This is a genomic window from Virgibacillus proomii (assembly GCF_900162615.1).
In the GTDB taxonomy this organism is placed as follows: Bacteria; Bacillota; Bacilli; order Bacillales; family Amphibacillaceae; genus Virgibacillus; species Virgibacillus proomii.
Genome location: NZ_FUFN01000010.1, coordinates 1,221,736 through 1,236,969 on the forward strand (window position 1 = coordinate 1,221,736; position 15,234 = coordinate 1,236,969).

General features: G+C 35.2%; 11 protein-coding genes. 7 read left to right on the plus strand and 4 right to left on the minus strand.

Translation table 11 applies throughout. The features are described 5' to 3' along the window. Positions 1-67 precede the first annotated feature (67 nt). Both BN1066_RS13255 and BN1066_RS20290 read right to left on the minus strand, forming a co-directional pair. On the minus strand, positions 68-2,176 hold the full coding sequence (locus tag BN1066_RS13255) for an alpha-amylase family glycosyl hydrolase (protein ID WP_077319947.1): 2,109 nt from the start codon (positions 2,174-2,176) through the stop codon (positions 68-70). 129 nt (positions 2,177-2,305) lie between these two features. Beyond that, positions 2,306-2,461: a hypothetical protein gene (locus tag BN1066_RS20290; RefSeq protein WP_179104392.1), complete on the minus strand. Its 156-nt coding sequence runs from the start codon at positions 2,459-2,461 to the stop codon at positions 2,306-2,308. Positions 2,462-2,691: 230 nt separating this feature from the next. Here BN1066_RS20290 and BN1066_RS13260 point away from each other — a divergent pair, with 230 nt between their 5' ends. The 5 genes from BN1066_RS13260 (at position 2,692) to BN1066_RS13280 (ending at position 9,653) form a co-directional block, all read left to right on the plus strand. After that, entirely contained in the window at positions 2,692-3,966 is a 1,275-nt protein-coding gene (locus BN1066_RS13260) for a sugar ABC transporter substrate-binding protein (protein WP_077319948.1), read from the plus strand. A 111-nt stretch (positions 3,967-4,077) separates the two neighbouring features. Next, entirely contained in the window at positions 4,078-5,373 is a 1,296-nt protein-coding gene (locus BN1066_RS13265) for a carbohydrate ABC transporter permease (RefSeq protein WP_077319949.1), read from the plus strand. A 5-nt stretch (positions 5,374-5,378) separates the two neighbouring features. After that, complete coding sequence (locus BN1066_RS13270; RefSeq protein WP_077321478.1) at positions 5,379-6,221, plus strand: sugar ABC transporter permease; 843 nt, start codon at positions 5,379-5,381, stop codon at positions 6,219-6,221. 36 nt (positions 6,222-6,257) lie between these two features. After that, positions 6,258-8,606, plus strand: a complete 2,349-nt coding sequence (locus tag BN1066_RS13275) for a glycoside hydrolase family 31 protein (protein WP_077319950.1) — start codon at positions 6,258-6,260, stop codon at positions 8,604-8,606. Between the two features lie 30 nt (positions 8,607-8,636). Further along, the gene (locus BN1066_RS13280; protein ID WP_077319951.1) at positions 8,637-9,653 is read left to right on the plus strand and encodes a LacI family DNA-binding transcriptional regulator; all 1,017 of its coding nucleotides are present in this window, start codon (positions 8,637-8,639) and stop codon (positions 9,651-9,653) included. Positions 9,654-10,062: 409 nt separating this feature from the next. Here the strand turns inward: BN1066_RS13280 and BN1066_RS13285 are convergent, their stop codons facing one another. Further along, on the minus strand, positions 10,063-11,118 hold the full coding sequence (locus BN1066_RS13285) for a dipeptidase (RefSeq protein WP_077319952.1): 1,056 nt from the start codon (positions 11,116-11,118) through the stop codon (positions 10,063-10,065). Positions 11,119-12,023: 905 nt separating this feature from the next. Between BN1066_RS13285 and BN1066_RS13290 the strand changes: the two genes are divergently transcribed. Then, on the plus strand, positions 12,024-12,239 hold the full coding sequence (locus tag BN1066_RS13290) for a hypothetical protein (RefSeq protein WP_077319953.1): 216 nt from the start codon (positions 12,024-12,026) through the stop codon (positions 12,237-12,239). 716 nt (positions 12,240-12,955) lie between these two features. Further along, complete coding sequence (locus BN1066_RS13295; RefSeq protein WP_077319954.1) at positions 12,956-13,444, plus strand: hypothetical protein; 489 nt, start codon at positions 12,956-12,958, stop codon at positions 13,442-13,444. A 327-nt stretch (positions 13,445-13,771) separates the two neighbouring features. Here the strand turns inward: BN1066_RS13295 and BN1066_RS13300 are convergent, their stop codons facing one another. Next, the gene (locus tag BN1066_RS13300; protein WP_077319955.1) at positions 13,772-15,229 is read right to left on the minus strand and encodes an aldehyde dehydrogenase family protein; all 1,458 of its coding nucleotides are present in this window, start codon (positions 15,227-15,229) and stop codon (positions 13,772-13,774) included. Positions 15,230-15,234 lie beyond the last annotated feature (5 nt).

Below are 15,234 nucleotides of genomic sequence, written 5' to 3' on the forward strand. Positions count from 1 at the left end.
GATTACATATCGGATATATGATTTTATATGATTTACGACTCCATTTTCGAGCACATCATGCCTTTTTTTACTGTTTCCAATCGACAATAACAGTATCTGTTCCTTGCTTGGGAGTAATATAAACATGGTTTGTTCCAGATTCCCATATGACGGAGCCTGATTCATCTTTTTTTATGAATTTATACTCAAGTCCTTTATTCGCAGGTACACTCACTTCGTAATACCAAGTTGGGTATTTATACACGATTTGATTAAACATAGGTCCGATTGCTTTTTCAGTATTCCAATTGCCAAGTTCACCAACATTTCCGGTTAAATAAATATTTTCTCCAAAATTCGTATAGGCGTTATTAACTACGAATCGAACACTAACCTGTTTTCCTGTCAAAACCTCAAAGTTTTTATAAACGTTACTTTGTGATCCGTGAGCTGTTTTTAATAAAATATCATATACACCACTATCGATTTCGGGAATTTTTATTTTGATGTTTGTGTTACTCCAATTCAAGATTTCGGCTGATTTTGAACCTACTATAACGCTCCCCTTTTGTTTGCCAAATCCTTCTCCGGAAATGTAAATGGTATTTCCTGGTTGTCCTTTCATAGGTCCTACATGGCCAATTAATGCTTCTTTTGTTGGTTTTGAAAACTCCCATACTGCTACAGCTTTAGGTTGTAATTGAAAAGATTCGACAACACCGTTTTGCTTTACTGACAGGTTATTTCCATCTAATAAATAATTTAACACGTCTTTATAATCTCCCTGAGGCAAAGAAGTATAAAGATTAGAAATAGAGTAGGCATGATTAGCTTTATTAATAGCAGTAACTACAACATTGTTACCAAACGTTCTTTCATAAATATAAACATCCGAATTGATCCACCTTTCTTTTGTATCGCCATAGCCCAAAGCAGAGTTTGATTTCCGTAGTGCAGAGAGCTTGTTAATAACTTGGTAGGAATTGGTAGTTTTATCAAACTCTCTCATTGGTTTTCTGTTTATTGGGTCATAGTCTCCTGTAAGATACTGCTCCGTACCATAATAAATAGTCGGTACACCCCTGGATGTCATAAGAACAGCTAAAGCCATATCTGTAAATCGTTTCGATGAGTTTTCGGTTGTAAAGCGAGCCATATCGTGATTATCAATAAAGGTTACTTGGTCATTTACCTCATTGTATTTTTTAGCAGTTTCTTTAATCATTTCATGAAAATCATACCAATCATGTGAATGATCCCTTAAAACAGAACGAATGGTTTTCCCAAATCTGAAATCTAATAAGCTCATACCGCTTTCATTAGCGAAGTAATAATTCTTGGGATCAATTTCACCTTTTCCTAAAAACCACTCTCCAAATGTGAAAACAGGTCGATGTGAGTAAATTTCATTTGTGAACGATTTCTGCCACCCTAACGGCATATGTTTAACAGCATCTATTCTAATTCCATCTATTCCTTTATCCAGCCACAACTTAATGGACTCTTTAAGGTAGGTGTCCATTTTAGAGTTATTTAAATTATAATCTGCAAGGTCAAAAAGCCTCCGATAAATACTGTCTTCATAAGTTGAAAAATCAGTCTCCCCATGATGATTAAAAATATTACCTGGATCATTGTAATAATTAGCAATGAACGATCCGTTATCATACACAGCACCTCCTTCTGCATAGGTTGGATTTGTTTCTGAAGCAGGTGAAGAATGATTCGGAGCAAAGTCCATAATTATTTTTATCCCATTAGCATGTGCTGTCTTTATTAACTGATCAAAGTCGGAAAAACCACCATAAAAAGGGTTAGTCCGTTTATAATCTCGGGACCAATAGCCGTGGTAGGATGTATAGCCATTTGGATGTAAGGCATAGATATTTTCCACAGGTTGAGAAATCCAAAGTGCTGTTACTCCTAGATCAGTTAAATAACCATTCTTAATTTTATCAATAATCCCTTGCCAATCACCTCCACAGTATTTGTGCAGATCAGTACAGTTTGGACTAAATATATTCCCGGATGGATTGTTGCTACTGTCTCCATCATCAAAACGATCCGTAATGATTTGGTAAATAATATCTTTTGAATAGTCTACAACGTCCATCTCTTTTGATTTTGCTTTAACAAAAGTGGAAGAAAGAAATAAATATAAAAAAGTTAATGCAAACGTTTTTAAAAATATTTTCATATTCTCACCCTTTTTATCCTATTTTAAAAACACGTACTTATAACGAAAAACCCTCCTTCCCCTGTTTTAAATATAAAACCCCGACTTTTTAAAAAAAGCCGGGGTTGTTTGTTAACAAAAACATTGCCCTCAAATTATGAATGGAGCTCTTAGAAAGTCAGGATTATGATTAGCATAAAAAAGCTGATCGGTTACTTGAATATCAATTTGCTGACTTAACTCTAATAGTTCCATATGCAATCGTTCATGTTTCTTTATTTCAATTAAAACGTTTGCGCTAAACAACTGCTATTTTGCCGCTAATCTAGCAAGCAATTTAGTTATTAAGTTAATAATAACATAAAAAAATAATTCTTGAAACCGTTATCTTCATTAATTTTTAAGGATTTAAATTTAAAAACGATGTTTGCAATTTGAAATTTATATTGTATAATTAAACTACAATGTTAGTGCAAACGATTTCACAAATCAGCTTGCATTGTACATGAAAATAAATAACCTTGGGAGGGTTTAATATGAAAAAATGGTTGTTTTATTTAGTTGCAATGATTCTATTAACTAGTAGTTTAACAGCTTGTGGACCAGATGATGCTAAAAAGTCTGGTGGGAAAGAAGAGGCAAAAAGTTCTGATGATATGCCTGAAAAACCTGAATCATTAACGCTTTGGGTTAATGATGAAGAAAAACAGAAAGAAGCATTAAAGAAAATGACAGATAAATACACAGAAGAAACAGGAATTAAAGTAGAAATGATTCCGGTCAGCATGCTGGAACAGATAGAAAAATTGGACGTTGAAGGTCCCGCAGGGAATGGGCCGGATGTTATATTTCAGCCACATGATAGAATTGGTGATTTAGTACTTAGAGGATTAGTAGACCCGGTTGATCTTGGAGATACAGAGAAAGAATATACAGATAATGCCTTGAAGGCAATGCAATATGATGGCGAGTACTGGGGTTATCCAGCTGTTTCGGAAACCTATGCCATGTTTTACAACAAAGCTCGTGTCGAAAAAGAACCCAAAACCATGAAAGAAATTATGGAGATAGCTGAAAGAGATACGGATCCTGGTAAAGATCAGTTTGGCTTTTTGATGGAAGCAGCTAACTTATACTTTGTATACCCTTTCTTTTCTGGAAATGGAGCATATGTATTTGGAAATAAAGATGGTAAGTATGATGTATCGGATATCGGTTTGAATAACGAAGGTGCAGTTAAAGGTGGCGAACTAGTGAAGGAATGGTTCGATAAAAAATATATACCTCAAGATTTAACACCAGATATTATGAATGGATTGTTCAAGGAAGGAAAGGTTTCTACAGTAATTAACGGTCCTTGGATGGTTCGGGAATATGGGGATGCTTTAGAGGATGAATTAGGAACTGCTCCAATACCGGTATTGGATAACGGAGAAAATCCAAAATCATTTGTTGGTATTAAGTCGTATATGCTTTCTTATTACTCAGAAAATAAAGAATGGGCGCAAGATTTAATGGCTTACTTGACCAACTTTGAAAGTTCTATGACATATTATGAGATCGCTGGAGAGTTGCCTGCCCGTAAGGATGCGATGAAAGATCCGAAAATTGCTGAAGATCCAATTTATTCAGCATTTGCAGAGCAAACCAAATATGGGGAGCCAATGCCTAGTGTTCCTGCCATGCAGCAAATATGGGAACCATTTAACGATGCTTTAAACTTCATTTCAAAAGGTGAGCCTGTGAAGGAAGTATTAGATGAAGCTGTTCAATCGATTCAAGAAAAAATAGAAGCTTCTGGGGCAAAGTAAATGAAATGTAAGCGGTATAGGGGATTCCTGTACCGCTAAATAAACGTATTGCGAATGAATGAATTAATTATCAACTGTGTTTTCAGCAATTGTTATAGGAGGAGATACGGGATGGCCGCTGAACCAAATGAACCCAAAACCGGAAAAATAAAACCTCGTACATTAGCCACCATTCTATCCATTATTCCTGGATTGGGACAAATGTATAATCGACGTTTTTTGAAGGGTTTTATTTTCTTAATCGTTACTATTGCATTCTTAGTTTCAACTTGGAATTATATTGATATTGGAATTTGGGGGCTTTTCACCCTTGGTACCGTACCACGTGAACATCATTCTATTCAGTTACTCATTCAAGGATTAATATCATTAATTGTCCTTGCATTTGGAATAGGGATATACATTTATAATCTTATGGACGCTCGTTCTGATGCTATAGCAAGAGAAGTAAATCGCCCTAAACCTACATTATTACAAGGTGTAAAGAGTTTTTACAATAATGGTTTTCCGTATTTCATGATTTTACCAGGCTTATTAATGTTATTATTTATTGTCGTGGTGCCATTATTGTTCATGCTTGCTTTAGCTTTTACGGACTATAACCAATATAATGCGCCACCACGAAATTTATTGAACTGGGTAGGTTTTAACAACTTTGTTGATTTAGTTAATATCGGTATTTGGAAAGATACATTTCTAAGTGTTTTTAGTTGGACAATTGTCTGGACGGTTGTCGCCACAACATTACAAATTGTCTTGGGGTTATTTTTAGCTTTATTAGTAAATGATCCGCGAATAAGATTTAAACGAGCGATTCGAACGGTATTAATCTTGCCTTGGGCAGTTCCCGCATTTGTTTCCATTTTAATTTTTTCAGCATTATTTAATCCTACTTTTGGAGCGATTAACCGGGATATATTGAGTCACTTTAATTTAATGTTGCCTTGGTTATCTGACCCGTTTTGGACGAAGGTTGCTTTAATTATGATTCAGACATGGTTGGGATTTCCCTTTGTTTTTGCATTATTTACTGGTGTGTTACAAAGCGTTCCTCGAGATATGTATGAAGCTGCCGATGTTGATGGAGGTACACGTTGGCAAAAGTTGCGCTATATTACCTTACCACACTTATTGTTTGCAACAGCGCCATTGTTAATTATGCAATACGCAGGAAATTTCAATAATTTTAATATCATTTATTTGTTTAATGAGGGTAATCCTGCTGTCCGTGGACAGAATGCTGGTGGAACCGATATCTTGATTTCTTGGGTTTATAAACTAACTTTTGAATCCAATAATTATAATATGGCTGCTGCAATTACAATAATTATGGGATTAATCGTTTCTATATTTGCCTTTTTCCAATTTAGGAAGACAGCTGCATTTAAAGAGGAGGGACGTTACTAATGGTTATGTCACGTAAGAAAAAATCGAAAATCGAAGTAACGTTTATCTATATCTTTTTGTTACTGATGTTTATTGTTATTGCATATCCGTTATTTTGGGCACTTATGATGAGCCTAAATCCAGGGTCCAACATGATGGTGACGGAATTAATCCCTAAGAATCCAACTTTAGAGCATTATAAGTGGTTATTTACTGATCCAGATAGTAATTATTTAATTTGGTATAAGAATAGCCTCTTTGTAGCGATCGTCAATTCAATTGGGTCAGTCATTATCACTTCACTGATTGCTTATGCATTTTCTCGCTATAAATTTGTTGGGAGAAAATATGGTTTGTATATGTTCTTGTTATTGCAAATGTTCCCGGCATTAATGGGGATGGTAGCATTATATATTTTATTAAACACGATTGGCTTAACCGACTCACTGTATGGTCTAATGTTGATTTATCTTGGTGGCCAAATTCCTTTTAATGCATGGTTAGTAAAAGGATATTTTGATACGATTCCTAGAGAACTTGATGAAGCTGCGAAGATAGATGGAGCCGGTCATTTAAAAATATTTTGGACGATCATGTTACCATTAGCAAAACCGATTTTAGCAGTAGTAGCATTGTTTAACTTTATGGCACCATTTATGGATTTTTTATTACCACGAATTGTTTTAACCAGTCCGGAAAAATATACATTAGCACTGGGACTTTATAGTTTTATTAATGACCAGTTTTCTACGAATTTCACGAAGTTTGCAGCGGGGTCTATCTTAATTGCTGTACCGATTGCTCTTGTATTTTTGTTATTACAACGTTATTTAATTTCTGGATTAACTTCAGGTGCTACGAAAGGTTAATGTGAATTAGAAATATGAACCACAGGAGGCAATATCATGCTTGAAGACACTAGTTTTGCTATTCATCCTGGTAAAAAAACCAGCAATGAAGCTATCAAATACGTAGATATTGGCAATGTAATCGAGTATAAAACAACGGAACAAAACTATCAGTTTATTAGTGAGCATGGATATGTAACGATTAGCTTTTTTAGTGATTCGATTGTTCGTATCGTTATGAATCCATGGAAGATACCAGATTTAACTCTTTCACAAACGGTAGTTGCTGCTCCGAAAAAAGTAAAAATAAACGAACAGGAAACGAATGAAGCAATTATCCTGCAAACAACGAAGATGGAACTTGTTGTAAGAAAACAGCCGCTTCGGATTACCATTAAGGATGTAGCAGGTCATGTACTCGAAAATGAATCAGAGCGTGGTATGGCTTATCGGGAAAACGGCGAAGTGATTGTGTTTAAAGATAAAGATAAACAAGATCATTTCTATGGATTTGGGGAGAAAAGTGGATATTTAGATAAATGTGGTGAAAAATATGAAATGTGGAATACGGATGTGTATGCGCCGCATAATCCCGAGACAGATCCATTGTATCAATCGATTCCATATTTTATGACATTGCGTGATGGAAGAGCACATGGAGTATTTTTTGATAACACGTTTAAAACGACTTTTGATCTAAAAAGCTATGAAAGTACTTATTCATTTCATGCAGAAGGTGGACAGCTGGACTATTATGTAATGACCGGTCCAGAACCAAAATCTGTGCTGGAGCAATATACATTTCTAACAGGGCGCATGCCATTACCAGCTAAATGGGCAATAGGGTACCATCAATCGAGGTATAGCTATGAATCAGAGGAAGAAGTTAGAGCATTAGCAAAAAACTTTGTAGAACGCGATATTCCAGTCGATGTCATTCATTTAGATATTCATTATATGGATGAATATCGAGTGTTTACTTTTGATAAAAAACGCTTTCCAAATCCGGAACAGCTGATTATAGATTTACGTGAAATGGGAATTCGAATTGTTCCAATTGTAGATCCTGGTGTGAAAAAAGATCCGGAATATTCGATATACCAAGAAGGTGTGTGGCAAGATAATTTCTGTAAATATATTGAAGGAAATATTTATTATGGAGAGGTTTGGCCGGGTGTAAGTGCCTTCCCTGATTTTACAGAGGAACGTGTACGCAAATGGTGGGGAGAACAGCATGCTTACTATACAAACATGGGTGTTGAAGGTATCTGGAATGATATGAATGAGCCGGCTGTCTTTAATGAAACAAAAACAATGGATACATCGGTAATGCATCGGAATGATGGAAGACCAGCAACTCATCGTGAGCTTCATAATGTGTACGGATATTTAATGGGAAAAGCTACGTATGAAGGAATGAAAAGTCATCTAAAAGGTAAACGTCCATTTTTGCTTACCCGTTCCGGTTATGCAGGTATACAGCGTTATGCAGCTGTGTGGACTGGCGATAATCGTAGCTTCTGGGAGCATCTGCAGATGAGTTTGCCAATGGTCATGAATTTGGGTTTATCTGGTATCGCATTTACGGGTCCTGATGTTGGGGGCTTTGCTCACGATACAAATCCGGAACTTCTGGTACGCTGGATGCAAATTGGTGCATTTACACCATATTTTCGTAACCACTCTGCAATCGGAACACGCTATCAGGAACCATGGATGTTTGGTGAAAAATATGAATCTATTCTAAAAAAATATATTCAAATGCGTTATGAATGGATGCCGCAATTATATTTGCTGTTTTATCAAGCAAGTGGGCAAGGGCTTCCGGTTATGCGACCATTATTGATGGAGTATCCAGATGATAAAAAAACGTATCGTTTAAATGATCAAGTAATGATTGGTGATAACGTCATCGTAGCACCTATTCTAGCGCCATCTGTAACGGATCGTGTCGTTTATCTCCCAGAGGGAAGTTGGGTTGATTTTGTTACGGAACGAGAGTATGAAGGTAATCAAGTGCATATCGTTCATGCCGAGCTTGATGAACTTCCAATTTTCATTCGAAAAGGGACAGCGATCATGCAAGGGCAATTTGTATCCAATACAGAAAAGCAAGGAAAAGATCTTTGGATGTATGTGTATGCCAGTCAATCGAATGAAGAATATCGTTTCACTTTTTATGATGATGATGGAGAAACATTTAGCTACGAGGATGGCGAATACTTGAAGCTAGACATGCAGATTATATCATCAACCAAAAAAGTCGAAATTGATATCATAGCTAAAGAAGGCACATATCAGCCGAAATATAATGAAATAAAAGTAAAAGTAATTGGTCTAACTGATGAACAAAATGTTATAATAAACGGTGTAGAGCGTTCGAATTATTCTAGTATAACGATTTAAAATTACGTAGCGTAGAGGGTGAGATAGATAATGGTAACAATTAAAGATGTAGCAAAGGCAACAGGTGTTTCACCTTCTACTGTTTCCAGAGTGATTGCAGATAATCCGCGTATTAGTGCCGAAACGAAAAAGAAGGTAAGAAAAGCAATGAAAGAATTAGGGTATCATCCTAATATCAATGCGAGGAACCTGGTTGCTAAATATACAAAAGCAATTGGGGTGGTCATGCCTTCCTCTGCCGATAAATCATTACAAAACCCATTTTTTCCTGAAGTCTTGCGCGGCATTGGCTCTATTACTCATAAAATGCAATATTCCATGACTTTATCCAGTGGAGAAACAGAGGACGAGATTTTTGCTGAAGTGGAACGAATGGTTTACGGCAGTTATGTAGACGGTATTATTTTATTATATTCACGAGTGGATGATCGAATCGCGAACTTTTTACGAGAAAAGGGTTTCCCATTTGTTATGGTTGGGAAACCTTCAGAATATATTAATGAAATAACGCATGTTGACAATGATAACTTCAGTGCTGGAAAAGAAATTACAACGTATTTAATTCAAGAAGGTCATAAGCGGATTGCCTTTATTGGTGGTTCAAGAGATTTAGTGGTGACAATGGATCGAGAAAATGGCTATGAAGCAGCTTTAAAAGAAGCAGGTCTTCCTATTTCAAGCTCGTATAGTATTCATGCTGAATTCCTCGAATCTGGTGGAAGAAAAGCAGTTGAAGAATTGTTAAAGCTGAAGCAACCACCTACTGGAATTGTGGTTAGCGATGATTTAATGAGTTTAGGTGTGCTAAGTACGCTTGAAGAGTTAGGATTTCATGTTCCAGAAGATGTTTCATTGGTAAGCTTTAACAATGTTTACTTATCTGAAATCACGAACCCGGCTTTAACCACAGTCGATATTCAAATTTATCAACTCGGTGCTCAATCAGCAAAAGCGTTAATTGAAAAAACACAATCGAAAGCTGAACCAGATAAACGAATTATTATTCCATACAAAATCGTGTATAGGGATTCGGTTGCAAAAGGTTAAGAAGAACTAAAAGGTGGTGAAAAAAATACCACTTTTAGTTCTTTTTTTGTTGCTTAGGAAATTTATCTTTTTTCATTGGGGTTAATTTTTTGAAAAGTAGCTTCGTCGTCTAGCTCGAGCGATCGTTTTGTTAGCTAACATCATCTTACGGTGCTATGGGATAACTTGGGATAACTGAAGGGAGAAACAAGCTTTACGAAGAAATTCGATGTATCATTTTTAAACTGCTTTTTAAATAGAAACTGTTACGTATAAATTTTCAGATCAACCACCTAGGATTTTCTAATCATTTCATCTATATAAAGTTGCACGACACTAAGTAATTATAAAATATTGACTGGCAATAGTTGTTACTTTTTTATACTGATGAAAACAGCAACAATAGCATTTTTTACTAGATACTTCATAATCATTCCTTCCACGTATCCACTAATACTCTCACCCAATTTTTGTAGGCAATCTTTGTTAACTCCTCATTGGTAAAACCATAAGTTTTTAATTGATTCATAAGCTTTGGCAGTCCGGTAACATCCTTTATACTGTCTGGAACCGTTGTGCCGTCAAAGTCGGAACCTAAAGCAACATGGTCAACTCCAAAATTTTCAGCAATATAAACAATATGTTGGATAATTGTATCTAATGATATATTCGTTTCAAATTTTCCATCTGCTCGCAACATATTGACAGCAAAATTAATTCCTACTACTCCACTACTTGCTTTGATTGCTGCTAATTGATTGTCGGTCAGATTACGGGAAATTGGGCAAATAGTGTGCACATTAGAATGTGTTGCTACAATCGGAGCTTCACTAATTTTTACAACATCCCAGAAGCCTTTCTCATTTAAATGAGTCGTATCGATCATAATTCCTAATCGATTACACTGTTTAACTAAATTTTTCCCATCATCGGTTAATCCATTTCCGATATCGGGTGACGATGGATAACGAAAAGGAACTCCTTCCCCATATTGATTGGGGCGACTCCAAACAATCCCTAATGAACGTAAGCCAGCTTGATAAAGAATATGAAGTGCATCAAAATTAGTATCAATTGCTTCAGCACCTTCTATATGAAAAATAGCTGCAAGAATTTGATTATTTAAGCAATCGATTAATTGATCGATATTTTTTATCACTTTAAATCCACCATTTGACTCGGATTCAAGTTTGAACAGTATAGCTGCTAATGCATTTGTATAGTTTAAAGCAGTTGGTTGATCGATTGGTGGAGGAAGAGGGATATCATAACCGCTTTCGGTAAGATATTGCGCAGATTCCATATGGTAATTTTTGTTTGGTGTAAAAGCGGCAAAAAATCCACCCCCAAAATTTCCTTTTTTTGCACGGGGAAAGTCAATATGTCCCCACTCGGTTTCATTAAAAAATTCTAATTCATGATTAGCAGAAGTATGTAGTTTTAATAAAGTATCATTATGACCATCGAATATAGGAATATTCTCCACTTTTTATTCTCCTTTACTGCCAAAAGGCATTTTTGGGTTGTTAGGTAGTTCCCGTTTCCAATAAAACGTAATACAAATTGAAATGGTTAACAAAGGAATTAGTTACTAGAAACAGCTTATCATAAAAAGTAGTAAATTTTCTGTTTAAATATAAATTTAGATGTCATATGTAAAGAAATAGCTGTTTTTCCCTTCTCCCTAATCTAAGTGCTCACCTAATTTTAGCTTGAAAAATCCGGTTAGGAGCCAACATACAGCTTTTATAGAAGCTTTACTTAACAACAACAATTTGATAACAGTTATACCAAAAAATATTTAAAAAATATGAATTTTTTCACTTCCCAAGATTGGAGATGAGTCGGAAAAATTTGAAAAGGGAATGAGTGGGTACTATCAGGCGCAACCGAATACCTTATATATAACATATATAGTTTTTAAGCTTTGACAGGAAAGATATCGATAAAATACCGACAAATGCATTACAAAAGCTGGGCTTGTTTACTTAGTTTTCCTATGCTTATTTATACCTACACTTGATTGGTAAAATCCTTCAAAATGCACTTGTTGACCTTTGTTTTATTTTGCTAAGCTAACTGTAGCCTACTTTGAATTTCATTTTTATTTCTTTTATTGCAGTCATACATTATCAATTTTAAGTATGGTGTGAAATTAATCGATGTTCTGTTAGACCGATATTTTGAAAAGCTGATTATTTTTAAACGGGTGCATTGTTTTTTAATCATCTTCTATTTATTATTATTGCTCATATCCATTATGGAAAAGTGAGAGAAAATAAGTGGTCAGTTTATATTTGCAGGGGTGGAAGAAAACTTTCTTGGATAAAAGCTCGTTTATATAGGAGCAAGTTTTCTTTTAAGATGAACAGTTGAAAAGGGGGAAAAAGATTGACCAAAGAAAAGATGGAGGATCTGTTACATATGATTACCGGTATGATGGATGAACTGGAAGACATACGGGTAAACAGTCGTAAAGTAGATGACGATTATGATGAATTGGAGCAACGTATCCAATTTATGAAAGTAAACATAGATGGACTGGAGCGGGATTTACATTATATAAACAGACGGGCTTCAGTTGCAAATGGACAAGGGCTTAATTAAAATCACTAAAGATTATTTTTACAGCGTGCAAATGCAGGCTTATTTTTTTTACTTAAAAGTCCAGATAAGAGTTTTGGTAATGTCAATAAAGCAGATACAGTTGTTTTAATATCGTAAAACGTTTTAGGTTTTAAAGGGAAGCCTGACAAAAATGTCAATTTAGTTTACAAATTGATATAAGGCTTGTGGATATGAACCAAAACATATTGCAATGACATTAAATTCGTATTTGTAAGGTGATATTTATGCAAATACAATCATTAAAAAAAGTACTAGAAGCAAGCTTTTAACAGCTGAGAATCTGAGATATTGCTCCTATTAATAGCGAGCTACAGAAGATATTCATAAAGCATATGAATTATCTGCTGTGGCATTCGGAGTTTTTCATGCGCGTCATCCCTGCTGGAAGGTTAAAGTAATTCGAACGGTTGAACATCCTTCTTTGAATCAGCTAGTTTAAGCAATGAAACAAGTAAAGAAAGCGGGTTATCAGGAAGCATTAGTCAAAGAATTGCTTAAAGATATCTGCTTAAAAGTTAATCAATAAAATAGATTTTCGAGTAGAATAAGAGCTGGATTTGCTATTTTGTTATAGGGATAATAATATTTTTTAGTTGCTTCAAGCCCAGTTAAAATTGAAATATGTTTACTTGTTAGTAATATTTTGAAAGTGGTATACTAAGCATAATCTGTAGTAAATAAAGGAGGAGAGGTGTATGAGCCAAGTAACATTACAGGATATATTTCAGGCTATAATGGAATTGTCCAGTGATGTGAAAGAACTCAGCTTGAAAGTTGATAAATTAGAAGCAAGGATAGGAAAGTTAGAGGAAAAAATAGATAGATTAGAGGCTAGAGTCGACAAGCTAGAAATGAGAGTAGGAAAGCTAGAAGAAAAAGTCGACAAGCTAGAAATGAGAGTAGGAAAGCTAGAAGAAAAAGTCGATAAGCTAGAAATAAGAGTAGGAAAGCTAGAAGAAAAAGTCGATAAGTTAGAAATAAGAGTAGGAAAGCTAGAAGTAAATTCAGATGGAATGGAAAAGCGGATTAGTATTATGGAGCGCAAAATTGATTCCTTAGAAACAACAATTCAAGAAATGAAAGGAGAATTAAAGGAAGATATACGCAAAGTAGATAAGAAATTTATGATCCTATGTGGAGATATAGTGGAGACAAGAGCAGAGGTCGCATTGTTAAAAAGTTAGAAGCGTGCAGATTGCAGGCTTATTTTTTTCGTATTAAAAAGAATATCGATTTTATGAACATCGTAAAATGTAGTGAAACTAATTGAACAATTGTATTGCTAAATCAGCTTTTAAAATTAAGATGATGAAAAAATTGTAATATCCAGGAATCAAAGTAGTATAAGGAAAAGAAGAACGACCACTTATTCGTGATCGCTCTATTTATAAATTGTAAAAGTAAAAATCAATTACGAAAGCTTTTTTTAAATTAATAGACCATAAAAATGCGAACTTTAATAAAAGAATAAACTTTGGTGGATTATAATCTATTAATCGTATTCATCCATGTTAACTATATGGATATTGCCTTGCTTGATGTTGAATACTTATCCATTTTAAAGTAGTAAAGGCATCCAAACTCCATTCACCGTTTAACCTGCCAATCCCGGAATTTTTAACACCTCCGAATGCAACATGTGGTTCATCATTAATTGTTGTATCGTTGATATGGATCATACCTGTATCTAATTGTTTAGCAAGCTGAGCTCCACGTTCCACATCCTTTGTATGAATAGCACCACTAAGTCCGTATGAGCTGTTATTTGCATATTCAATCACTTCTTTTTCATTAGAAACTTTTAAAATAGAAATGACTGGTGCAAACACTTCCTCTTGTGCTATCTTCATATCTGGGGTAACTTCAGTGAACACAACTGGTTCTACTATATTACCGGTGATGTTGCCTTTAATAATTGGGTTTGCCCCTTCACGAATTCCTTTCTCAATTAAGGCTCTTGTTACTTTTACTTGCTGCTCATTAATTAATGGTCCGATAATCGTGTTAGGGTTTTTTGGATCGCCGCATGTTAGTGTAGCAACCTTCGCAACATACTTCTCAACAAATTCTTCATAAATAGCTTCATGAACGATTAATCGATTAGCTGACATACAAATTTGCCCTTGATGTGTAAAACGGCTAAATACAGCAGCACTTACTGCCAATTCTAAATCTGCATCTTCTAGAACAATGAGCGCACTGTTACCACCTAATTCTAAGTGAACTTGCTTTAAGTTTTTTCCGGCTACTGCACCAATATGCTTGCCAATTTTTGTAGAACCTGTAAACGAAATTGCTCTAGGGATAGGGTGCTCGATAAATAAATCACCAATTTCCGAAATTTCTGTTGTAATTACATTAAGTAATCCTTTTGGTAAACCAGCGCTCTCGAAGATTTTTGCAATCATCGTTCCACCTGTAATTGATGTGTGTTCATGTGGCTTTAAGACGACACCATTTCCTGTAGCAAGAGCTGTAGCAACAGATTTCATTGATAGAAAGAATGGAAAGTTGAAAGGACTAATTACACCAACAACCCCGATTGGAACACGATATACCCGGTTTTCTTTATGATCGATAGGGGATGTCAATATCTTACCTTCCATTCGAAATGGGAAGGTGGATGCTTCTTTAATAAGATTGATAACTAAACCAATTTCAAATTCAGCTTTTAATCTAGTACCACCTATTTCTTCTATAATAATTTCTACAATAGCTGCATGATTTTCTTCAATATATTGTACTGCTTTTTCAAATACTTCTCGTTGAATTACTGGGTTTGTTTGAGACCATTTGAGTTGAGCCATAGCTGCTGCGTGGTAAGCTTTATCCAAATCTTCCTTGCTCGCTGCTTTGTAAGTGGCAATCAGCTCTCCACAATAAGGGTTTCTATTTTCCATGGAAAGTGATGAGATTCCTTCACGCCACTCTCCATTAATATATTGACTCGGTAAATTTTTAAATGTCATTTTAC